Origin of the sequence: Proteus sp. ZN5, assembly GCF_011046025.1 — a bacterium.
Lineage (GTDB): Bacteria > Pseudomonadota > Gammaproteobacteria > Enterobacterales > Enterobacteriaceae > Proteus.
Genome location: NZ_CP047639.1, coordinates 3,137,309 through 3,159,742, shown reverse-complemented (window position 1 = coordinate 3,159,742; position 22,434 = coordinate 3,137,309). Strand labels below are relative to the sequence as shown.

At 38.5% G+C, this 22,434-nt stretch carries 25 protein-coding genes and 3 pseudogenes; 17 read left to right on the top strand and 11 right to left on the bottom strand.

Annotated elements, in window-relative coordinates; translation table 11 throughout:
- Positions 1 to 46: 46 nt before the first annotated feature.
- The 4 genes from lolD (at position 47) to pepT (ending at position 4,238) form a co-directional block, all read left to right on the top strand.
- The gene (lolD, locus tag GTK47_RS14685; RefSeq protein ID WP_098944091.1) at positions 47 to 751 is read left to right on the top strand and encodes a lipoprotein-releasing ABC transporter ATP-binding protein LolD; all 705 of its coding nucleotides are present in this window, start codon (positions 47 to 49) and stop codon (positions 749 to 751) included.
- Complete coding sequence (gene lolE, locus GTK47_RS14680; RefSeq protein ID WP_165124467.1) at positions 751 to 1,998, top strand: lipoprotein-releasing ABC transporter permease subunit LolE; 1,248 nt, start codon at positions 751 to 753, stop codon at positions 1,996 to 1,998. The genes lolD and lolE overlap by 1 nt, the downstream gene beginning before the upstream one ends.
- An 85-nt stretch (positions 1,999 to 2,083) precedes the next feature.
- On the top strand, positions 2,084 to 2,941 hold the full coding sequence (gene cobB, locus GTK47_RS14675; RefSeq protein ID WP_165124464.1) for a Sir2 family NAD+-dependent deacetylase: 858 nt from the start codon (positions 2,084 to 2,086) through the stop codon (positions 2,939 to 2,941).
- Between the two features lie 52 nt (positions 2,942 to 2,993).
- Positions 2,994 to 4,238, top strand: a complete 1,245-nt coding sequence (pepT, locus tag GTK47_RS14670; RefSeq protein ID WP_165124461.1) for a peptidase T — start codon at positions 2,994 to 2,996, stop codon at positions 4,236 to 4,238.
- 107 nt (positions 4,239 to 4,345) lie between these two features.
- On the opposite strand, the gene GTK47_RS14665 is transcribed toward pepT, so the two are convergent.
- Positions 4,346 to 5,068: a vWA domain-containing protein gene (locus tag GTK47_RS14665; protein ID WP_165124458.1), complete on the bottom strand. Its 723-nt coding sequence runs from the start codon at positions 5,066 to 5,068 to the stop codon at positions 4,346 to 4,348.
- 273 nt (positions 5,069 to 5,341) lie between these two features.
- Here GTK47_RS14665 and GTK47_RS14660 point away from each other — a divergent pair, with 273 nt between their 5' ends.
- Complete coding sequence (locus GTK47_RS14660; protein ID WP_165124455.1) at positions 5,342 to 5,620, top strand: hypothetical protein; 279 nt, start codon at positions 5,342 to 5,344, stop codon at positions 5,618 to 5,620.
- Positions 5,621 to 5,716: 96 nt separating this feature from the next.
- On the opposite strand, the gene GTK47_RS14655 is transcribed toward GTK47_RS14660, so the two are convergent.
- The 8 genes from GTK47_RS14655 to rluE all read right to left on the bottom strand — a co-directional run bounded on the left by GTK47_RS14655 (position 5,717) and on the right by rluE (position 13,695).
- Positions 5,717 to 6,838, bottom strand: coding sequence for a cupin domain-containing protein (locus tag GTK47_RS14655; RefSeq protein WP_088493168.1), 1,122 nt, complete (start codon positions 6,836 to 6,838; stop codon positions 5,717 to 5,719).
- Between the two features lie 184 nt (positions 6,839 to 7,022).
- Positions 7,023 to 8,486 (bottom strand): two-component system sensor histidine kinase PhoQ, encoded by a 1,464-nt coding sequence (phoQ, locus tag GTK47_RS14650; RefSeq protein ID WP_165124452.1) that lies wholly within the window; start codon positions 8,484 to 8,486, stop codon positions 7,023 to 7,025.
- A gap of 1 nt (position 8,487) precedes the next feature.
- Positions 8,488 to 9,162: a two-component system response regulator PhoP gene (phoP, locus tag GTK47_RS14645; RefSeq protein ID WP_165124449.1), complete on the bottom strand. Its 675-nt coding sequence runs from the start codon at positions 9,160 to 9,162 to the stop codon at positions 8,488 to 8,490.
- Between the two features lie 214 nt (positions 9,163 to 9,376).
- Positions 9,377 to 10,747, bottom strand: coding sequence for an adenylosuccinate lyase (gene purB / locus GTK47_RS14640; protein ID WP_165124446.1), 1,371 nt, complete (start codon positions 10,745 to 10,747; stop codon positions 9,377 to 9,379).
- 31 nt (positions 10,748 to 10,778) lie between these two features.
- Entirely contained in the window at positions 10,779 to 11,408 is a 630-nt protein-coding gene (gene hflD, locus GTK47_RS14635) for a high frequency lysogenization protein HflD (RefSeq protein WP_075672654.1), read from the bottom strand.
- Between the two features lie 2 nt (positions 11,409 to 11,410).
- Positions 11,411 to 12,514 carry a tRNA 2-thiouridine(34) synthase MnmA gene (mnmA, locus tag GTK47_RS14630; RefSeq protein WP_165124443.1) on the bottom strand — a complete coding sequence of 368 codons (1,104 nt, stop codon included), beginning with the start codon at positions 12,512 to 12,514 and terminating at the stop codon, positions 11,411 to 11,413.
- Between the two features lie 109 nt (positions 12,515 to 12,623).
- Complete coding sequence (locus GTK47_RS14625) at positions 12,624 to 13,073, bottom strand: NUDIX hydrolase (protein WP_165124440.1); 450 nt, start codon at positions 13,071 to 13,073, stop codon at positions 12,624 to 12,626.
- The gene (gene rluE / locus GTK47_RS14620) at positions 13,066 to 13,695 is read right to left on the bottom strand and encodes a 23S rRNA pseudouridine(2457) synthase RluE (RefSeq protein WP_165124437.1); all 630 of its coding nucleotides are present in this window, start codon (positions 13,693 to 13,695) and stop codon (positions 13,066 to 13,068) included. The genes GTK47_RS14625 and rluE overlap by 8 nt, the downstream gene beginning before the upstream one ends.
- A gap of 138 nt (positions 13,696 to 13,833) precedes the next feature.
- Between rluE and icd the strand changes: the two genes are divergently transcribed.
- Together icd and tnpA are read left to right on the top strand one after the other, a co-directional pair.
- A complete protein-coding gene (gene icd / locus GTK47_RS14615; RefSeq protein WP_006537208.1) occupies positions 13,834 to 15,087 on the top strand; it encodes an NADP-dependent isocitrate dehydrogenase in 1,254 nt (417 codons plus the stop codon).
- A gap of 206 nt (positions 15,088 to 15,293) precedes the next feature.
- Positions 15,294 to 15,749, top strand: a complete 456-nt coding sequence (gene tnpA / locus GTK47_RS14610; RefSeq protein ID WP_165121832.1) for an IS200/IS605 family transposase — start codon at positions 15,294 to 15,296, stop codon at positions 15,747 to 15,749.
- A 186-nt stretch (positions 15,750 to 15,935) separates the two neighbouring features.
- On the opposite strand, the pseudogene GTK47_RS14605 reads toward tnpA, so the two are convergent.
- Positions 15,936 to 16,178, bottom strand: a pseudogene (locus GTK47_RS14605) (tyrosine-type recombinase/integrase); the annotation flags it as partial.
- Between the two features lie 5 nt (positions 16,179 to 16,183).
- Here GTK47_RS14605 and GTK47_RS20635 point away from each other — a divergent pair.
- The 6 genes and pseudogenes from GTK47_RS20635 (at position 16,184) to GTK47_RS14580 (ending at position 18,365) form a co-directional block, all read left to right on the top strand.
- Entirely contained in the window at positions 16,184 to 16,306 is a 123-nt protein-coding gene (locus GTK47_RS20635; protein ID WP_277603096.1) for a hypothetical protein, read from the top strand.
- Positions 16,307 to 16,333: 27 nt separating this feature from the next.
- Positions 16,334 to 16,732, top strand: a complete 399-nt coding sequence (locus GTK47_RS14595; RefSeq protein WP_049219743.1) for an antiterminator Q family protein — start codon at positions 16,334 to 16,336, stop codon at positions 16,730 to 16,732.
- Between the two features lie 340 nt (positions 16,733 to 17,072).
- Positions 17,073 to 17,285 carry an RNA chaperone/antiterminator CspA gene (gene cspA, locus GTK47_RS14590; protein ID WP_006537195.1) on the top strand — a complete coding sequence of 71 codons (213 nt, stop codon included), beginning with the start codon at positions 17,073 to 17,075 and terminating at the stop codon, positions 17,283 to 17,285.
- Between the two features lie 7 nt (positions 17,286 to 17,292).
- Positions 17,293 to 17,415: pseudogene (locus GTK47_RS20550) on the top strand (cold-shock protein); the annotation flags it as partial.
- Positions 17,416 to 17,616: 201 nt separating this feature from the next.
- Positions 17,617 to 18,075 carry an Hsp20 family protein gene (locus tag GTK47_RS14585; protein ID WP_165124434.1) on the top strand — a complete coding sequence of 153 codons (459 nt, stop codon included), beginning with the start codon at positions 17,617 to 17,619 and terminating at the stop codon, positions 18,073 to 18,075.
- Between the two features lie 74 nt (positions 18,076 to 18,149).
- Positions 18,150 to 18,365, top strand: a complete 216-nt coding sequence (locus GTK47_RS14580) for a hypothetical protein (RefSeq protein WP_165124431.1) — start codon at positions 18,150 to 18,152, stop codon at positions 18,363 to 18,365.
- A 442-nt stretch (positions 18,366 to 18,807) separates the two neighbouring features.
- Here GTK47_RS14580 and rlmF read toward each other — a convergent pair whose 3' ends face one another.
- A complete protein-coding gene (gene rlmF, locus GTK47_RS14570) occupies positions 18,808 to 19,773 on the bottom strand; it encodes a 23S rRNA (adenine(1618)-N(6))-methyltransferase RlmF (RefSeq protein WP_206535861.1) in 966 nt (321 codons plus the stop codon).
- An 863-nt stretch (positions 19,774 to 20,636) separates the two neighbouring features.
- Here rlmF and GTK47_RS14565 point away from each other — a divergent pair.
- From GTK47_RS14565 to GTK47_RS14555, 4 genes and pseudogenes are all read left to right on the top strand, one after another.
- Positions 20,637 to 20,777 carry a hypothetical protein gene (locus tag GTK47_RS14565; protein WP_165121740.1) on the top strand — a complete coding sequence of 47 codons (141 nt, stop codon included), beginning with the start codon at positions 20,637 to 20,639 and terminating at the stop codon, positions 20,775 to 20,777.
- Positions 20,749 to 20,948 (top strand): annotated as a pseudogene (locus GTK47_RS20690) (lysis protein); the annotation flags it as partial. The gene GTK47_RS14565 and the pseudogene GTK47_RS20690, both read left to right, overlap by 29 nt.
- Before the next feature lie 188 nt (positions 20,949 to 21,136).
- The gene (locus GTK47_RS14560; RefSeq protein WP_109409333.1) at positions 21,137 to 21,595 is read left to right on the top strand and encodes an anti-virulence regulator CigR family protein; all 459 of its coding nucleotides are present in this window, start codon (positions 21,137 to 21,139) and stop codon (positions 21,593 to 21,595) included.
- A 674-nt stretch (positions 21,596 to 22,269) separates the two neighbouring features.
- Positions 22,270 to 22,431 carry a DUF4035 domain-containing protein gene (locus tag GTK47_RS14555; protein ID WP_165124422.1) on the top strand — a complete coding sequence of 54 codons (162 nt, stop codon included), beginning with the start codon at positions 22,270 to 22,272 and terminating at the stop codon, positions 22,429 to 22,431.
- Positions 22,432 to 22,434 lie beyond the last annotated feature (3 nt).

The following is a 22,434-nucleotide window of genomic DNA, read 5'->3' as shown; positions in this document are numbered from 1 at the left end:
TTCTTCTTTAAATAAACAGCCAATGGCATCAGAAAAACAAATGCAAATTAACGAAGATGGCTTACTGGATTGCCACGCCCTATGTAAACAATACCAAGATGGTTCTATTTCCACACAAGTGTTGAAATCAGTCTCTTTTAAAATGGATAAGGGTGATTTTCTTGCCATAGTGGGAAGCTCAGGTTCAGGAAAAAGTACCTTATTACATTTATTGGGTGGACTCGATTCTCCAACATCAGGTGAAGTCTTTTTTAAAGGACAATCGCTTAATAAATTATCCTCTTCTGAAAAAGCGGATCTGCGTAATAGCCAATTGGGCTTTATTTATCAATTTCATCATCTATTACCTGATTTTACAGCGCTTGAAAATGTTGCTATGCCACTGATGATAGGGGGTACTAGCGCTTCAATGGCGAAAGAAAAAGCGATGTCTTTACTTGAAGCGGTTGGATTAAAAGATCGCGCTCATCACCGTCCTTCAGAGCTTTCTGGTGGTGAGAGACAACGTGTTGCGATTGCAAGAGCATTAGTAAACGATCCCGCATTAGTTCTTGCTGATGAACCGACAGGTAACCTTGATCAGAAAAATGCAGAAGGGATTTTCGAATTGTTGATTAAGTTAAACAGAGAAAAACAAACCGCTTTTCTGGTCGTCACACATGATTTATCACTGGCTGCTCGTTTTCAGCGCCAACTTGAAATGAAAGATGGTCAACTACAGTCACAAAACGCAATTTCAGGAGTGAAATAATGGCGCAATTGCCACTTGCATTAGTGACCGCATTACGTTTTTCAAGAGGACGAAAACGTGCGGGAATGGTTTCTTTAATTTCAGTTATTTCAACACTGGGCATTATGCTTGGTGTTGCTGTCTTAATCATTGGCCTAAGTGCCATGAATGGATTTGAGCGTGAATTAAAAAATCGCATTTTATCGGTGGTGCCTCATGGGCAAATTTATTCAGTAGAGCAGCCATTTGTACAATGGCAATCCGCATTACCTCGTATTGAGAATACTCAAGGTGTTGTCGCTGCTGCTCCTTATGTTTTACTCACTGGATTGTTAGAAAAGGGAACAGAGTTAAAGGCAGTGCAAGTTATGGGTGTTTCACCTGAAAAGCAAAGTGATATCAGCTTGTTACCTCGATATGTCCAAAACAATGCATGGCAAGATTTTAAGGCAGGTAAGCAACAAATTATTATCGGGCAAGGAGTTGCTGATGCACTAAAAATCAAACAGGATGATTGGCTCACCGTATTAATTCCTAATAATGATGATCCAACTAAACTTTTACAGCCTAAACGTATTCGCTTACAAGTCAGTGGCATATTTAAACTTAGTGGTATGCTCGATCATCAATTAGCGTTAATTCCTTTAGCGGATGCCCAGCAATATATGGATTATGGGCAAGGCATTACTGGGATTGAAGTAAAAACGGTAGATCCTTTTTTCGCTAATGAAATTATTCATAATGCAGGTTTAAACAGCAAAGAATATGTCTATGCAAAAAGCTGGATAAGTGACTATGGCTATATGTATAGCGATATTCAGATGATCCGTAGCATTATGTATTTATCGATGATCTTAGTGATTGGTGTCGCTTGTTTTAATATTGTCTCAACGCTGATTATGGCGGTAAGAGATAAAAGTAGTGATATCGCTATTTTACGAACATTAGGCGCACGAGATAGCCATATTCGTAATATCTTTTTATGGTACGGCTTATTATCAGGCATGATTGGCTGTATCGCTGGTGTGATATTTGGTGTATTGGTTGCTTATAATTTAACGCCATTAGTATCTGTTATTGAATCATTAACAGGACATAGTGTGTTGTCTGGCGATGTTTATTTCGTTGATTTTCTACCTTCAGAAGTTCATTTAATTGACGTTTTATCTGTATTTATTACGACTGTGATCTTAAGCCTGATTGCAAGTTGGTATCCTGCTCGCCGAGCCACTAAACTAGATCCTGCAAGAATTTTAAGTGGACAATAAGTTTATTGACATACAAAGAAGAAAAAACGCTTAAACTAGTGAAGATAAGAAACGCGATATTTAAATTTGAAAACCAAGGATTGTAATGATGAAACTTAAACTTCGTCATCGTCGGCTTAGGAAGTTTCGTAAAATTAAGAATTTACGTAGACAACATTCACGTTGTCGCTATTTTCATCTAACCCATAAAACGGAACATGAAATGAATTTACCCAAAGTTGTCGTATTAACAGGGGCTGGCATTTCGGCTGAATCAGGAATTAAAACATTCCGATCAGAAGATGGATTGTGGGAAGAGCATCGCGTTGAAGATGTTGCAACACCTGAAGGTTATCAACGCAATCCTCAATTGGTTCAGCAGTTTTACAATGAACGTCGGCACCAATTGCAACAACCTTCTATTCAGCCAAATGAAGCGCATTATGCATTAGCGAAACTAGAGCAACGTTTAGGCAAAGAGAATTTTTTGCTGGTGACTCAAAATATTGATAATTTGCATGAAAAAGCAGGTAGTAAACATATTTTGCATATGCATGGTGAATTGCTAAAAGTGCGTTGCCCTCAATCTCGCCAAGTATTTGAATGGAAAGGGGACTTAGAAACAACAGATCGTTGCCATTGTTGCCAATTCCCATCACCATTACGCCCTCATATTGTCTGGTTTGGTGAAATGCCAATTGGCATGGAAGAGATTTATCGCGCTTTGGCTGAAGCCGATATTTTTATCTCTATTGGTACATCTGGAAATGTTTATCCAGCAGCAGGTTTTGTCCATGAAGCTCGGTTAACAGGCGCTCACACTGTTGAGTTAAATCTTGAACCTAGTTTGGTTGAAAGCCAGTTTGAAGAGAAACATTATGGCCCCGCAAGTCAGGTAGTTGATGAATATGTTCATAAATTGTTTGAATTAATTAATGATCCTAAAGCTGATTTGACGCAATAATTATTTTATAGAGTTCCCTATTATTGTTCTTAGAGAGATCTTAGGGGGCAAAATGGATAAATTATTAGAACGTTTTTTTGAATATATTAATTTTGATACACAATCAAAACCATCTTCAAAAATGTCACCAAGCAGTGATGGACAATTAAAACTAGCTAAAGCATTGGCTCAAGAATTAAAAAAACTGGGTTTTTCTGATGTGACGCTCAGTGACAAGGGATGTGTAATGGCAAGTTTACCATCCAATGTATCTTGGCCAGTGCCTGTTATTGGCTTTATTTCACATCTTGATACATCTCCTGACTTTTCAGGAAAACATGTGAAACCACAAGTTCTTGAAGATTATCGTGGTGGTGATATTGCTTTAGGTATTGGTGATGAAGTGTTATCACCAGTAATGTTCCCAATCTTACATTCAATGATTGGTAAGACATTAATTACGACGGATGGCAAAACATTACTGGGTGCGGATGACAAAGCGGGTATCGCTGAAATTATTACTGCGATGGTGCGCTTAAAAGAAACGAATCGACCTCATGGGGATATTCGTATCGCTTTCACCCCTGATGAAGAAATTGGGCGTGGCGCGCATTATGTAGATTTAAAAGCATTTGGTGCAAGCTGGGCTTATACCGTTGATGGCGGTGGTGTTGGCGAACTGGAATATGAAAACTTCAACGCCGCATCCGTAAATATCAAAATTGTAGGTAACAATGTTCATCCTGGTAGTGCAAAAGGGGTGATGGTTAACGCATTAGGATTAGCAACGCGTATTCATCAAGAATTACCTGTCGATGAAACACCAGAAAATACCGACGGTTATGAAGGTTTTTACCATCTGCAAAGTATCAAAGGCTCGGTAGAAAGAGCGGAAATGCATTATATTATCCGTGATTTTAATCGTAACTTATTTGAAAAACGCAAACAGAATATGATTGCGATTGCTGAGAGAGTCGGTAAAGGTCTACATCCTGATTGCTATATTGAGCTAACGATTGATGATAGCTATTACAATATGCATGATAAAGTTGTTCAATTCCCACACGTTATTGAAATAGCCAAACAAGCAATGATTGATTGTGAAATTGAGCCAAATATCAAGCCTATTCGTGGTGGTACAGACGGTGCTCAACTTTCTTATCGTGGATTACCTTGCCCTAATATTTTTACTGGCGGTTATAATTTCCATGGTAAGCATGAATTTATCTCTTTAGAAGGTATGGAAGCAGCGGTGAGTGTGATCATGCGTATCGCTGAAATTACAGCTGAAAGAGAAAAGGCTAAAGTGATTAATTAATTGCTTATTGAGCTTAGAAGATAAAAATAATAGCCGATATTTCGGCTATTATTTTTTAGATACGCTTATTAATTACATTTTTTGGCTACATTGTTAGCTCAGATGACTTATTTACGCTCTTTATAATCTTGCTCAACAGAAGCTTTCCAATCTTCATTTAACTCTTTACCTTCAATTTTAGACTGAACAGCTTTATTAACCGACTCATAGGCATTTCCATAACCTTTGGCATCTTGAATATATTGAGTTGAGTTAGAAGATTTAATACCAATACTTTCCGCTGCACTTATCGCATCAAAATTAGCACCTAGAAAGATAAACTCCCAGCCTTTCTCTTTTTCTGCTGAGGTAATTAATGATTTTACTTTTTCTAGTGAATATTCACGGCTACTGTTTTCTTCGCCGTCAGTAATGATCACCATCATGACATTTTTATAAGGTGAATTTGGTTTATTCCCTTCTGTGATAGCATTTCCCACAGCATCTAACAGTGCAGTATTACCTGATGCAAAATAGTCGTTAGCAGTTAAATTTTCTATCTTATTAATATCAATACGGTTATGTAATTTTTTAGCCTTACTATCAAATAAAATCGTGGTGATATAGACTTTTTCCGGGCGATTTTTATTTTCAGCTAAAATGGTATTAAATCCACCAATGGTATCCTTTTCATATCCTTGCATTGAACCACTTTTATCTAATACAAAAATGATATCCGTTTGCGCTGGTGATGCTTTCATATTTGCTATTTCTACTGTTTCTGCAAATACCATAGTCGGTAAAATAAAAGCAGCGATTAAAACAATAAACTTTTTCATAGACGACTCCATTGTCGAAAAAAGAAGTAAGGCAGTAAAAATCTAATTTCATCTTAAGGAAGATTAATAAGATAAAATAGGAGAAATGGCTGAAAAATAGACAGGATTTTAATGGGTAAATTTACTTAATTAAAAATGGAATGATTTTGTAATAAAAGACTTGCATATTATTCAATATTAAACTTTTAATATAGACTTAATATTAATAACTCCTTAATAAATTGATTCCATTGAATATCTCTTATAATTACAGCGAGATGAATAAATATAATATAAGGATATTGAATGGAAACCATAACAGGAAAATTACTAACGCCAATAATAGAAGAACAACGGAACTCTTATAAAAGAGACGTGATTAAAAAATCAGATAGACAGTCATTTGTTATTATTTCTAGCTATTTTCTGATAACTTATTTAATCTCATTTTCTCTTTATGCAACAAATAGTAAGCATACGTTATTACTTTTTTTCTTACAAAGTACATTTTTTGTTTTTATTCCTTTTCTCTTTCGTAATACAAGACTACTTTTAAAAGAAGCGATAAATTATTTAATTCGTTAAGTTTTAAAATAATAGATATATAAAATATCTAATAATAAAAAAGCCCTACCATTAATATGGCAGGGCTCATTACTTATTGTTGAAAATTAGCAATAATTAATCTTCAAAATACCAATAACCTTGGTTAACTAACTGAGTTAATAAACGCACAAATTTCGGATCAGCTAATGCATCGCCCAAGTGTTGTTTATCAATATAATCATATTGGCAAAGTGCATCCACTGCTTCTATATGATCAGTATCCATCAATTGGCCATTTACAAAACAGTTATCGCCAACACGTAATGCACGAAGACCATTTAAACGATGAAGTTGCTCACCTTGTTGCAGTAAATCGTGAATTTCTGCATTTTCATATAAAGGTTCTGGAACTGCGAGATCAAGCTCATGGCGAGATTGAGAAATAAACTCACCGAACCAATGACGGAATACTTCTGGCTGCGCAAGTAAATCTTCCATCATGTCATGAAGTTTATTTAACTCTTGATGTTGCACTAATGCTGGGTTCTCACGCGGTGTTAGATCTGGGTCACTATAACGATAGCTGCCTAAATCATTTGCTAACACATAGTCAGCGAAACCACTGAAAAGTTCACGAGCATTAGGTGCTCTGAATCCGACAGAGTAGTTTAGCGACTCTTCAATCGCATAGCCTTCATGTGGGAATCCAGGTGGGATATAAAGAATATCACCCGGTTCTAATTCTTCATCAATAATTGCTTCAAAAGGATCAACTTGAAGCAGATCAGGGTGAGGGCAGTGTTGTTTCATTGGGATTTTTTCACCCACACGCCAGCGCCGACGACCTTGTCCCTGAATAATAAAGACATCATATTGATCGAGATGTGGGCCTACACCACCACCGGGAACAGAATAAGAGATCATTAAATCATCAATGCGCCAATCGGGTAACACACGAAATGGCTTCATTAATGCCGCACTAGGAAAATGCCAGTGATCGACGGCTTGTACAAGTAAAGACCAATCTTTATCACCAAGTCCTTCAAAGTGCTCAAAAGGCCCGTGTTTGACTCCCCACTGTCCGTCTTGACAGCTAACAAGACGGCTATCTACTTCATCTTCCATTGCAAGACCAGCAAGTTCGTCAGGAGATAAAGGATCAACAAAACGAGAGAAGCCGTTTTTAATTAATAAAGGGCGTTTTTGCCAATGGCTTTCGAGAAATGATTGCCAATCTAAATTAAGTTTATAGTCCATTGTGTATATCCTGAATTCGGGAAGCCTGAAGCCATAGTATAATGAATTCTAACTTCCTGCTAAACATTCCTTTGAGCAATGTGAGTAATAGCGAGTAACACGATAATAACTGAACAGATATCATACATAACGCCGTATATTTGGCGGTAATGAAAAAAAGAAAGAAGTTTCTTATCAATAATGATTATTCACGCTCAGTGGTAAGTTGCTGCTCAGCAAAGGTTACGGTGATACGAGCACCACCTAAAGGACTATCCGTAATAGTAATTTCGCCACTGTATTGTTCAATAATATCTACCGCGATAGATAAGCCTAAACCTTGCCCCGGGCGTAGTGTGTCTGCTCTAGTTCCTCGCTGGAAAATAGCTTCTCTTTTTTCAGGGCTGACACCCGGACCATCATCATCAACAATAATCATTACGCTGCTTTCATTATTGCTAACATTGATTTCAACGAATTCTAAGCAATATTTACAGGCGTTATCCAGAATATTACCCATGATTTCCATAAAGTCATTTTTCTCACCTAACCACATAATTTCAGGGGAGACATTGAGTGTTAAATCTACGCCTTTTGACTGATAAACTTTACTTAATGCACTACAAAGATTATCAAGCAATCCTGACAATGAATGGAGTTTTCGCGTGGTAATATCGTGATCACCATGAATGGATGCACGGTGTAGGTAATAACCTACTTGTTGTGAAATTCGTTCAATTTGGTCGAGCATAATTGGTTCAGCTTGCTCTATCGTCATCTGCTTACCTGAGCGTAAAGAGCGTAACGTTGATTGCAATACGGCAAGTGGCGTTTTCAAGCTGTGGGTGAGATCAGATAAACTTGTGCGATATTTACTGTAACGACTGCGTTCATTACGCAATAACACATTTAAATTTCGGACTAAGCCTTTTAGTTCGGTTGGTGGATTTTCATCCAAATCATTACGAGTCCCTTTTTCTAATGCACTGATCTGCACAATAACTTGTTTTATAGGACTTAAACTCCAATGTGCAGCCAACCAAATTAAGGGTACAACTAAAAATAGATTCGCAAGAATGATATATAAGAACCAATCCCAAACTTGACTGACTTTTTGCATACGTTGAGGAATCGGATCGATAACTGCGATTGCCATATAAGGCATATTATCAGTTGCAGGATAATGATTAATCACAACAGAGTGAGTTAAAAACTCATTATTGGAATATTCGTCAAGACGTTTGAGATAAACACGATATTGCGGTAACTGCTTTAACATTAAACGTGTTGTTTTGACATCAACAGAGATTTCAAATAGGCCTTCTTCATGGCGCCATTTATGTTTAATGCTATCAGGGATCGCTTTCGGTAAGTCAGGCGGCGTCCATAATACACTGCCTTTATCATCAAAAATAACCACCAGCGAGGTATTGTTATTATTAAGATTTGTTGGAAACTCAATATTCAGCTTGCTCTTATCCCACTGCGCTAAGCTGTAGTAAAGATTACTTTGACTACGCATCAACATAAAAGTGGTTTTATCCACGCTGACAATCGAACCGACAATAGCAACTAACCCATAAGAGAGTGTAAGTGCCAAAATAATGGCACTAGTTGCAAGTAAAAAGCGAGTTCGTAATGAGAGTGGAGAGCGCTGTTTTTTTTGCATATTAAGGTTTCATATCAAAACGGTATCCTTGTCCGCGTACTGTAACTACCACGTCATCAGGGTATTTTTCTAAGATTTTTTTACGTAGTCGGCCCATCAGTACATCAATAGTATGACTCTCTTTTAATTCAGCATCTGGATACAACTGGCGCATTAATGCATCTTTGCTAACAACTTTATTTTGATTACGCATCAATGTTTCTAAAATTGTATATTCAAATGCGGTTAACTTAATTTGTTCTCCTGAAATCATGAACTCTTTACGTGATAAATCCAATTCAAAAGGTTCGATAGCGAGAGTTTGTGATGCAATTCCCATGTTTCTTCGCATTAATGCCTGAATACGTGCAACAATTTCCTCAAAATGAAAGGGCTTTGTCACATAGTCATCAGCACCTGCATTTAATGCTGAAACTTTTTCTTGCCAACTTTCACGCGCCGTTAAGACCATGATTGGTAGGGTAATATTATTTTCTCGCCATCTACGAATAAGACTAATGCCATCTTCATCTGGCAATCCTAAATCCACAATGGCAACATCAGGTGTACCTTCTGCTATAAAATTATCTGCTTCTTTGGCATCTTCTGCTGCGTCAACCTGATGTCCAGCATCACGAAATTGCACAGATAAGTGATGGCGAAGTAAGATATTATCTTCAATAATTAAGATCCGCATTATTCCACCTTGAGTACAATCAGCAAAAATTCACTGTTGTAAAATAAATATAGGAAATGATAGTCAAACTATCATATAAAAACATGGGCTCATCATAGACAATCTATCGCTTAAAAAATACTGTATCCAGTGATGTGTTTAAGTTATAGATAGTTTTCTTTGTTTTTTGGTTATAAAAAAAGGCAGAAATTATCTGCCTTTTTAGAGAGAGAAATTAGTTTAACTTATCAACAAGTTGAGTTGCAAAACCAATATAGCTTTCAGGTTTCATTGCTTTTAAGCGTACTTTTTCATCTTCCGGTAGTTCTAAACCATCGATGAAAACGGCCATATCTTGTTCTGTGATGCGTTTACCACGAGTAAGCTCTTTCAGTTTTTCGTAAGGTTTTTCAATGCCATAACGACGCATTACAGTCTGAATCGGCTCAGCTAACACTTCCCAATTGCAGTCTAATTCTTCACGAAGATGATTTTCATTCACTTCAAGTTTATTAAGACCTTTCATGGTTGACTGATAAGCAATCAGCGCATAACCGACACCAACACCTAAATTACGCAGTACCGTTGAGTCTGTTAAATCACGTTGCCAGCGAGAAACTGGTAACTTGCTAGAAAGATGTCCCATAACTGCATTTGCTAACCCTAAGTTTCCTTCAGAGTTTTCAAAATCAATTGGGTTCACTTTGTGAGGCATAGTTGATGAGCCAATTTCGCCCGCAATCGTTTTTTGTTTAAAGTGGTTCAGTGCAACGTAACCCCAAATATCACGGTCGAAATCGATCAGGATAGTATTGAAGCGGCTAATACAATCAAAAAGCTCAGCAATATAATCGTGCGGTTCAATTTGAGTGGTGTATGGGTTCCATGTAATACCCAGTGAAGTGACAAATTCTTCACTAAATTGATGCCAGTTTACTTCAGGATATGCAGCTAAGTGAGCATTGTAGTTACCCACTGCACCGTTGATTTTACCTAAGATCTCAACTTGTGTTAGTTGACGATATTGGCGTTCCATACGGTAGGCAACGTTAGCAAACTCTTTACCAATTGTAGACGGTGTTGCAGGTTGACCATGAGTACGAGAAAGTAATGGTAAATCACGGTATTCCTGAGCCATTTTACTAATGGTGTCAATAATTTCACGCCATGCTGGTAATAAGATCTCTTGACGCGCTGTTTCCAACATAATGGCATGAGACAGGTTATTAATATCTTCAGAAGTACAAGCGAAGTGAATAAATTCAGAAACCTGATGTAAAGCAGGGATGGTCGCCACTTTTTCTTTTAAAAAATATTCTACGGCTTTTACATCATGGTTAGTGGTGCGCTCGATAGTTTTAATACGAGCTGCATCTTCTTCATTGAAGTTAGCAACAATCGCATCAAGGTAATCGTTTGCGTTTTTTTCAAAGGCTGGAACTTCTTTAATGTCGGCGCAAGATGCCAGCTTTTGCAGCCAGCGAACTTCTACCTGTACACGGAATTTCAGAAGACCGAATTCACTAAAAATAGAACGTAACGACGAAGTTTTACTACCGTAACGACCGTCAATCGGTGAAATCGCTGTCAGCGAAGATAATTCCATTGTTGGCAACTCCCAGGTTGAATTTAAAGTATTAACATTGAGCGAGAAAATCATCAGCTTGTCGTAGGATAGTCTTTTGATGTAGTAAAAAATCAAAACGACGACCACCGACTTGACGCCAGAGCACAGCACTACGAATGCCAGTTAATAATAACGCTCTAACTTTAGCTTGAATAATAGGGTTCTTTAACAGATCAATAGAGCCATGAACCTGAATGCGTGGGCCAACAGGGCTAACGGCATCAACATAAACGCCTGCAAGTGCATTAAATACACCTTCAGACATTGGTTCGAAATAACTTTTTTGGCGCTCTAATTGAGAAATTTTTTGCGATAAATGAGAGCTGTAATCATCATTTCTATTGATAAGACGCTCTAGATTGATTAGACCTTGCTGATAAGTCATCAATTCAAGCGTTAGCTTTTCTCTTCTTACCGCCTGATGAATGGCTTTCAGTGTTTGAAAACCTAATTTTAAGTGGCTGATTTGATTGCCATAAACATCTAGTGTTGAAGTTGGGTTGAGATTAAAAACGCTGTTAACCATTACTTCAACATCGTTCTCGTTCGCACTACCTTGGTAAGCAATTTGTTGAACGAGACGACTTGCTTGGCAGATACCTGCCAATGCAAGTGTTATATCACGAAAATCTTTAGCCACATCTACTCCTGAATACGTGTTTCAATGATCCCGCCACCTAAACAGACTTCGCCTTGATAAAAGACGGCTGATTGTCCCGGAGTTACAGCAGCAACAGGGTAATCAAAGCGGACTTCAATTTTATCTTCACCTAGAGGTGTTACTGTACACTCAATATCAGGTTGGCGATATCGTGTTTTAACAGTACAGCGGAAAGCTTCAGTTATAGGCTCTCTTGATACCCAATGTAACTGCTGAGCAATTAGACCGACAGACATTAATCTTGGATGTTCATGACCTTGAGCGACAACAAGAATGTTGTTCTCAACATCTTTATCAACCACATACCAAGGATCTTCTCCGCCATCTTTAGTACCACCAATACCTAAACCTTTACGCTGACCTAATGTGTGATACATCAAACCTTGGTGCTCACCAATAGTCTCACCATCAACAGTCACAATAGCGCCGGGTTTTGCAGGCAAATAGCGCGATAGGAAATCGGTAAATTTACGTTCACCGATAAAACAAATACCTGTTGAATCTTTTTTCTTTGCTGTCGCTAAATCAAGCTTTTCAGCAATTTTTCTGACTTCAGGTTTTTCCATTTCACCAACAGGGAAAAGGCTTTGTGCAATTTGTTCATGACTTAATGTGTATAAGAAATAGCTTTGGTCTTTGTTATTGTCAACACCGCGAAGTAATTGACTTTTACCATCAATATCACGACGACGAACATAGTGACCCGTTGCAATGTAATCAGCACCCAAATCTTCAGCTGCATATTCTAAAAATGCTTTAAATTTTATTTCTTTATTGCACAGAATATCTGGGTTTGGGGTACGACCAGCTTTATATTCGGATAAAAAGTGTTCAAAAACATTATCCCAATATTCAGCAGCAAAATTGATGGTATAAAGCTCAATACCAAGCTTATCACACACGGCTTGCGCATCGGCAAGATCGGTAGAGGCTGAGCAATATTCTGTATCGTCGTCTTCTTCCCAGTTCTTCATAAACAGACCAACGACCTGATATCCCTGTTCCTTAAGAAGATAGGCTGAGACGGATGAATCTACGCCACCGGACATTCCTACGATGACTTTTTTTTGGCTGTTATCTGACATGACTGGATCTCACTGCGGAAAAATAAGCGCCATACTTTACCATATCACTTACACAGACGCATCAAGTCTTACTCTGTTTTTGATGCTTTGTTTTTTCCTTTTCTATTATTTAGTTAAAGGGAGTTCCGAAGCTACTCAAGATAGAGAGGGGATAGCGTTCACCTTGTTGATAACATAACAGGCTTTCCCTCACCAGCGGTGAACGTAGTTGCTGGCTATGAATAATTTCATCAGCACTGACCCAGAGACAACAATTAATATCGCTATCTTGAGGTTGCGTTTCAAATTGCTCTTGCGCCTCAATAAGAAAAAGAAAACGTAGAAAAGGGGTTTTATCCGGCGCAATCCATTGATGTAATTTAAGAAAATGTTGAACAGGAAGTGTTAATCCTGTTTCTTCCCATAATTCACGCTGAACAGCCTGAATAAGTGTTTCATTGGCTTCAAGGTGTCCAGCTGGTTGATTCCATGTTGCTTTTCCATTGACCGTTTCTTCAACAACGAGAAATTTATTTTGTGCATGAACGATACACGCGACAGTCACATGAGGTTTAAACAAAATCAATCTCCTTCCATTCACCAGGTAATAAATTATCCAATGTAATATTTCCCATACTAAAGCGGATCAAACGCAATGTTGGATAACCAACATGAGCCGTCATTCGTCTTACTTGACGGTTTTTGCCTTCAAATAACGTTATTTTTAACCAAGTTGTCGGGATAGTTTGGCGTTCTCTAATTGGAGGGTTTCTCTCCCATAACCATTCGGGTTGCTCAACTATTTCGACTTGTGCTGGCAATGTTTTGCCATCTTTAAGCTCTAATCCATCTCGAAATTGTTGTAATGAAGCCATACTTGGAATGCCTTCAACCTGAGCATAGTAGATTTTTCCTGTTTTTTTACCCGGTTGTGTTAATTTTGCTTGTAGCTTCCCATCATTTGTTAAGACTAAAAGTCCTTCACTGTCTCTATCTAATCGTCCTGCCGCATAAATATCACGAATAGGAATAAAATCTTTTAGTGTTTTTCTGCCATTTTCATCCGTAAATTGCACAAGAACATCGAAGGGCTTGTTGAAGATAAGGACTTTACGCTCACCTCTTGGGCGCACAGGTTTTCTTTGTGCTGATGGAGTGTAGTGGTTTCTTGATTTAGCGCTATTTTTAAGTTGATTTGCCATAGTTAATTTTTGTAAAAAATGGGAGATTGATTATACCTTAAAAGAGAAGCGATTGGCGTTAGCTGAATAATCAAGTAGTATTGACAGGTCTCTTACAAAAAATTAACAAAGCGTGCGCTTACATGAAAGGAGAGGTAAATGGAAAGCAAAGTAGTTGTTCCGGCTAATGGCGCTAAAATTACACTAGATGCTAAAGGTAAGCTTGTTGTTCCAAATAATCCGGTTATCCCTTATATCGAAGGGGACGGTATCGGTATCGATGTCACGCCAGCAATGTTAAAAGTTGTTGATGCAGCAGTTGAGAAAGCTTACGGCAAAGAACGTAAGATTGAGTGGATGGAAGTCTACACTGGCGAAAAATCAACGCAGGTTTATGGTAAAGATGTTTGGCTACCAGAAGAAACCTTAGATCTTATCCGTGAATATCGTGTTTCTATTAAAGGTCCTCTTACTACCCCTGTTGGCGGTGGTATCCGTTCATTAAACGTTGCATTACGTCAACAACTAGACCTCTATATTTGCCTACGTCCAGTACGTTATTATAAAGGCACTCCAAGCCCAGTTAAACAACCTGAACTAACCGATATGGTTATCTTCCGTGAAAACTCAGAAGATATCTATGCAGGTATTGAGTGGAAAGCAGGCTCAGCAGAAGCTGATAAAGTTATTAAATTCCTGCAAAATGAAATGGGTGTAACCAAAATTCGCTTCCCACAAGATTGCGGTATTGGTATCAAACCTTGCTCAGAAGAAGGAACTAAGCGTTTAGTTCGTGCGGCGATTGAATACGCTATCGATAACGATCGTGATTCAGTTACATTGGTACACAAAGGTAATATTATGAAATTTACCGAAGGTGCCTTTAAAGACTGGGGTTATGAGTTAGCACGCGAAGAATTCGGTGGTGAATTATTAGATGGCGGTCCTTGGGTTAAAATCAAGAATCCAAAATCAGGTAAAGAGATCATCGTTAAAGATGTTATCGCAGATGCATTCTTACAACAAATCCTGTTACGCCCAGCAGAGTACGATGTAATCGCATGTATGAACCTAAATGGTGACTATATTTCTGATGCATTAGCGGCTCAAGTAGGTGGTATCGGTATTGCTCCGGGCGCAAATATTGGTGATGAGTGTGCTTTATTTGAAGCAACACACGGTACAGCACCAAAATATGCAGGCCAAGATAAAGTTAACCCAGGCTCTATCATTCTTTCCGCAGAAATGATGTTACGCCACATGGGCTGGACTGAAGCGGCTGACTTAATCATTAAAGGTATGGAAGGCGCGATTGCCGCTAAGACCGTAACTTATGATTTCGAGCGTCAGTTAGAAGGCGCTAAACTGCTGAAATGTAGCGAGTTTGGTGACGCAATTATCAAACACATGTAATTGTTGATTTGATAAATAGTTAACGGGAGCTTATTAGTTCCCGTTTTTTATTATGGGCTTTAGCCAGTTTAAGTCGCGTCAGCGTCTTAAATATAAAACCACCCGCTATGCGGGTGGGTATTAAAGGTTATACCAAGAAAAACACCTTTCCGTTACGATATAGATGTTCAAGCTAATATTCGTAACTTAAATAAGGAAAGGTGTTTATGGGCATTAAAGCACAAAGCTCAGCACATACAAAGTGGCTGTGTAAATACCATATCGTCTTTTCGCCGAAATATAGACGGAAAGTGATTTTTAATAAAATTCGTTCAAGTATAGGTGAAATCCTTCGAGACCTTTGTAAATATAAAGGTGTGGAAATAATCGAAGGGCATCTTATGCCAGATCATGTTCATATGTTAGTGAGTATTCCACCGAAGATATGCGTATCAAGTTTCATGGGATATTTGAAAGGTAAAAGTTCGTTGATGATCTTTGATAGACATGCCAATCTCAAATATAAATTTGGCAACAGAAAGTTTTGGGCGGAAGGGTTCTATGTCACAACAGTTGGACTCAATGAAGCCACAATTCAAAAGTATATCAGAGAGCAAGAAAAGTCGGATTTAATCTCGGATAAATTGAGCAGTAAAGAATATGAAAACCCCTTCAAGGGGTAAGCCAAAGTAGCAAAGACACTTAGCTTGAACGAAGAGAAAGCAGCGTCATTTAGGCGCAGTCGGTAACAAGCCCTTATAGGGCAAGAGCAAACCACCCGTTTTACGGGTGGTTATGATTGTCAATCTTGAAATGGTTATCAAAAAGTTATCAAAACGAATTATCAAAACCATCTGAAATTTGAGCAATTAAATCACGATTTTTATCCAATCTTTTCCTCGATCATCATGATATTTATCTGTTTGAATTTGGTTCTTATGACCGAGTAAATCTTTAGTATTTACACCTTGTGCTCTATATAACCTTTCAGATAAAGATCGTTGTTCGTGAAATGTTGCAGGTGTTCCTTCTCCCCAATCAATATCCGTTTTATTTCTCGCCTTTTTAAACGTTGTGGTTAACGTATTTGGCGTGACTTGTTCACCATGTTTCCATTATGTCGGCAAATCATGATGAGTTGTATCGTGTTCCGAAATTATGGGAAGCCAATTATGGTAACCAAATCGAATTGTTATTTTCTTTTCTAAACCGTTCATTAGGAATGGGAGCATTGGTTTAACGTGTGTACGGCACGGGGAGTCTAAATATGAGAGATATGCAGGAAGTTTTATCGCGTTGGGGAGCGTGGTCAGCTAATGAGGGAAATAGTATCGATTACTCATCAATTGCCGCAGGTTTTAAAGGATTAATTCCAAGTTCAAGACGAAGCCGAGAGCAATGTTCAGATGATGATGGCTTAAAAATCAATAAAGCGGTATTACATTTAAAGGTAAATAATAGTTACTTGTTTCAGTTGGTTATTATGTACTATGTGAAAAATTATCCTTTACGCTCAATGGCTTCGAAACTCGGTATTTCTCATAACGAAGTGGCTAAACGATTGCAGACAGCGGAAGGATTTATTGAAGGATGTTTATCGGTTGATAACGTAAAATTAGATATGGATAAAATAATTAGAAAACACCACATTTATAGTCTTGCGTAATCACAAAGCACAATATATTGTGTTGGTGATGGTTCTGATGTTACATGGTTTATCTATTAAAAACCTCGTGAGTATAACGGGGTTGTATTTTTTATAGGTCTACTTAAGCTGATTTACCGCTAAAAAATAAAGTTTGCTATCTGAATTTTTCTATGGCTTAATAGCGTCACTGGTTTGGAAGTACAGACCTATTTATGTTAGTAAGTTTAAAGTTGTTCCCGTTTAGCGTTATCCTTGATACCTCTTCATTGTGAATTCCTTCTAATTAATTCCCATAAGTAAAAATACAAAACAAACCGCACATGCCTTATGGCAAATTAAATAAATTAAAGGAAATTCTATGTCTAATACAATGACTGGTACAGTAAAATGGTTCGATGAAGGTAAAGGTTTTGGTTTTATTACTCCAGCTGATGGCAGCAAAGATGTATTCGTACATTTCTCTGCAATCCAAAGTGATAACTTCAAAACATTAGCTGAAGGTCAACAAGTTTCATTCACCATGGAAAATGGTATGAAAGGCCCAGCAGCAGGCAACGTGGTGGCTCTCTAAAGGCGCTATTACTATTCGCCTCTATTTTAAATGCCCTTGTTGTAGCAGTTCACAATATAGAACATCACAATTTGATGTCACAGTGAACAATCCACACGGCGCAAAATGTATCTTTTGCAAAAGTGTGATGACAGCACAAATGAGTTAAGCATTAAATAGTTGAATATACAAAACCTCGCTTCGGCGGGGTTTTTTGCTATCTACAATCTTATATTGGTTAAAGATAAAAAATTTAGATTTTAGGGCTTGAAAAATACTTGCTCGTTCATATTTATATTTTGGGTAAATAAGATAGCGCCCATAATTCACTAAATACTGAAGGAGGAGTTATATGCCTAACATTAAACCTTTTTCATTATTCCCAACATTATCTGACAACTTACTTTCAAATCGTTTTGATCAGATAGATCGCCTGTTTAGTCAGTTAACAGGCAGTAAGCCAATTGCATCACCAATTCAGACCTATAACCTGAAACAGATTGATGATAACCACTATGAACTGACAGTGAGTGTGCCTGGATATCAAGAAAATGACTTATCGGTTTCATTAAAAGGAAGTCGTTTATTGATTGAAGGGAAAAAAGAAGAAAAATCAGAAGAAGACAATGATAAATGGCTCCACCGAGGCATATCTCAAGGGCAATTTACATTGCAGTTTGACCTCGGTAAAAATGTTAAAATAGATAAAGCGGATTTATCAAGTGGGCTTCTGACTATTGCTATTGAGTACGAGTTGCCTGAAGAAGAAAAACGGCAAACAATAGCGATAGAAAATAAAGATAAAAGCTAATTGGGTTAGATAACGTAAATAAGATTAAGGCTACGCATTGTGTGTAGCCTTAATTGTTTTTGTCGGGGATAATTGTGTGCACAACTGCGAAATTAGGCATAAATGATGAAGTTGACCAAAAAACAGGTTATCAATACACTGTCGCTGCCACTTATATTACCCAGCCCCCACCTGATGTTCTCGTTGTTGATAGAGGATTACGAATAATTCTAAGCACCAATAATTGGGGGCTGGCTAAGCTGTTTGACAGTGAATTACTTCCGAACCTCTTCAAGTACGATAGATTTTAGCAGAAACGGATTCGATGAATAATGCCGCAGTGAGTACTGCGACATTATGAGGTTGCCAGTTCTGCCCGTCATTTAAAACAGGGGGGAGGAAAGGAGGCTCATGAAATGTATACTCAAACAAGCTGCTCCTTGCGTCATTTCAAGCCTGAATGATTTCCTCTGAACCATGCATCTTCCTTAGTGTGTCTATGATGTGATCATATACCCTTATTCATTCAAACCGTAGGTTCGTTGGCTGCGCTCAGCCTGCAGCTTGAATTACATTGGGTATATATACCGGATTAAAATATCAATTAAGTAAGGTAAGTATTGTTATTTGAATAAATAACTTTTTTAAGATTTTTAGTATTGGAAGACATATTGAGAATAACGCAACGTACAGAAATTTAAAGGGAAATGCGAAGGTTTATCGGTGCCGGTTAAATAACCGGCACCAGGGAAATTAACGCCAGCGTTCTGTCGCCCAAGCGACCTGCTGTTGTGCGTCGTGGAAAGTCCAGGCCACGAAGCGACTGATTTTTTGCCCCTGCGCCATTTCAATGGTACGGACTTCGGCCGCACCCACCAGCTTCAACGCGCGATAAATCGAAGGCAAGGTAGTGCTTTTAGAAATCAACGAGGTGAACCACAGGCAGTTTTGCGCCAAGCTAACGCTCTCCTCTACCATTTTACGCACAAAGGCTTCTTCACCGCCTTCACACCATAGCTCTTTATTTTTGCCACCAAAGTTCTGTACCGGCGTGTCGGCTACTTCGCCTTTACCCAGTTTGTGCAGTTTGCGGCGGGTGCTGGCTTGCGCTTCCTGTTCAGAGCTGTGGAACGGTGGATTACACAGTGTGGCATCAAATTTCTCCGCCACGCCGATGATGCCGTTCAAAATACATTCGGGGTGTTTTTGTAAACGCAGGCGCACGCCGTTTCTCAGTGTCGGATTCATCTCCACGATCATTTTGGCCGAATTGAGCGATATCGGATTAATCTCCGAACCGGTAAAACGCCAGCCGTATTCACGCAGGCCAATAATCGGATAAATACAGTTGGCACCAACACCCACATCAAGGATCGCCACGCCTTTACCGCGAGGGAACTCACTGCCGTTGCTGGTCGCCAGCAGGTCGGCCAGATGGTGTAAATAGTCGGCACGCCCGGGGATCGGCGGGCACAGATAATCGGCGGGAATGTCCCAGTGTTCAATGCCATAAAAATGTTGCAGTAATGCACGGTTGAGCATTTTAACCGCCGCAGGATCGGCAAAATCTATCGAGATGTCGCCCCAAGCGTTCGGCTTGACGAACGGCTCCAGTGCAGGACAACTGGCGATCAGCGCCGGAAAATCATAGCGTGAGCGATGACGGTTACGCGGGTGCAAGCCGCTTTTTTGCTGCAGGAAGGTTTTCTTTTTTTCCACCGTGAAGGGCTCTCTTAAAGGTATTTCTGACGCGTACGATACCATATACCCTATAGCTTTCAAGTTGCAGCTAACAGCTCAGGATGAAACCGTATTAAGCCTACATTCAGAGTTTATGCCGGAATACGGCAAGGGAAGATAGACAGGGAACATACATCGGTATGTGACCCGGCTGGCTGGGGCCTACGAACCTGCAGTTTGAATGAATAAGGATATATACCATCCGTTTTAAGCAATAAATTGCCTAGATATAAGCTTCAATAAGCTGATTTGACCAAATTGAATACATTAACGCCAAACATGGAACAACTAACACAAAATGTAAATCGTCCAACTAATAATATCTGCACATAATTGGATTATATTCCATTATTAAAGTGTCCTGTTTGATTAAAGCAGAAGGTCAGAACATATCGATTTAGTGATACAAAAGTATCCTTGTAGCACATAACTAGCTCATGTTTAAACAACATCCGCTCTTGGCACTGTGCGGACTGTCTGAATAGCTTTACCCTTAAATCATAACAGTATTAGGTTGGATTCGATCATAGATATCTAAATTACAAGTATGAAAGAACTATCCAACACAAAATAAAAAAATGCCGATACGCTAGGAGTCATATCGGCATATAAAATAAACGCAAGAAGTGGTGTAAGTCATGTCGTACTAATTTGTATCAAACCTGTCAATTTGATACAAAGCTAATGATAATTATTCTCATTAATATATTCAGCACTAAATAAAATAAGGTTACTTTGTAGCCTTTCCGTCTACGCCGACCACAGAATCGACACCCACTTATACCGTTTACACAAGATCTGCGAGTCAGTACCTTATTAACTAAAATAAATTGGTAAATGTTATGTCAAAAGAGATAAGCAAATTACAGTTTAGTTTTCACTATGCCTCAGAAACAGACAGTGAAAAGAATACCTTTATCATTTTAACTGCGAATATCCATACGACTGATGGTGAAAATCAACAACTCATACAACTAATTTAGTTGCTTGCGTGATATTAGTGAGCATCATCCTGAGCAGGAGTATATCAAGGCCGAGTGTCCAAAAGTTACAACCACGCCTCGACCAGCTTGGCTTATGCAACTACCGCTTGACCTACTGACACCATTATCAGAAATTATTGGTTACTCAGAGAACGAATTGCAGAATTATAGCAAATGATTAAAGGGTTACAGGATTATGTAAGGCAGGAGTGTTTGAAATAAAAAAAGACTTAGTTATGTATTCGCAACTAAGTTAGCAACAATGACACCCGTCAGTTATTTTTTCTAGGAGTATTACTTATGGTAGTTGTGTAACTCGAAGGATATTCTGTGAAAAATTAATTGTTGAGGTCATAAACATGGGTATTCTTTCTAGAATAAGTAACTTATTGTTAGTGATTATAGGTTTGTCGATGATATCTGTTTCTTCTTATGCTGATCCAGATAACGGGCATGGAAGAGGTCAAAATAAAGGATATCAAGGAGAAAAGCCAAATAAATGGCATAATAAATCACAAAATAATCACTTTGATAATGAAACCTCCTTCTCAATTTCTTTATCTTATAATGAGGCCAGAGCAATTGCGTTGAATGGTGGATTTACTGGATATTCATCACTCCCTCCAGGTATTGCTAAAAATTTAGTAAGAGGAAAGCCATTGCCTCCTGGTATTGCGAAGAAAATGGTTCCTGAAAAAATGCTTAGCCAATTACCTTACTATCCTGGTTACGAATGGCGCATTGTTGGAAATGATTTGGTATTGATCGCATTAAGTACAGCGATAGTCACTTCAATTATTAATAATGTTTTTGATTAAAATATAGTGGGTTAAATATATTTGGCATCATTGCGAGATTTTTAATCTATAAAAATAACCCTGTGAGTTTGGGCTCTCACTAATATTACTAATATCCACTCAGCCAACCTGTTAATAATCAAAGTAATTTTTATATTTTCCTTGAATAAAAGTCCATTAAAGGATCATGGTAGATAGAATATTGCTATAAAGGCCATCAGTTAATCGCTGGTGGCTTTTTTATACACATTTCATCGCTCATTCACAGAGCAATTCGAAAACGTTGAATCCAATCACTTTGATATGAGCCTTAGAGGAAGTCAGTTATAGCTGGCTACCGATGGCATGTCTCAGAAGGGCAATTTGACCGTTGGTAATAAAAACAATGAGATGCAAAATAAAAGAGTGCGGATATTTTCGGCTAGAGGTGCTCATTTGGTCTGTATCCTCTCTAAAACTGATATTGCTAAAGCTCTTTGACGCTGGCTACTAGACTTAGTAGAGAAAGAGTCAAAACCTCAAGCAGAGCTAGCAAATCTTGATATGGATGAGCTCAAAAGCCTTACCATGGCATCAATAACACCATGAAATACAGGGGGTGAGGGGTAAAAGTTCAGGCACTTTCGCCCTGATTACCTAGGCCCTCATTTGTGTGCACACCTGCGAAATGAAAAGTTTTTTTCTGGGAGGTTCCGATGGTAGGAAGATGCCCAAAATCGACCCACTTGAAGGTGGTCACCAGTGATCCGAAAATGCCTCCACCAGAATTAATGGATTTTATGCCGATGTGGAAGAAGAAAATCATTGAAGAAGAGGTGTGGGATAACGCCACTAAGAGTGTATTAGCTAATCGATAGCCC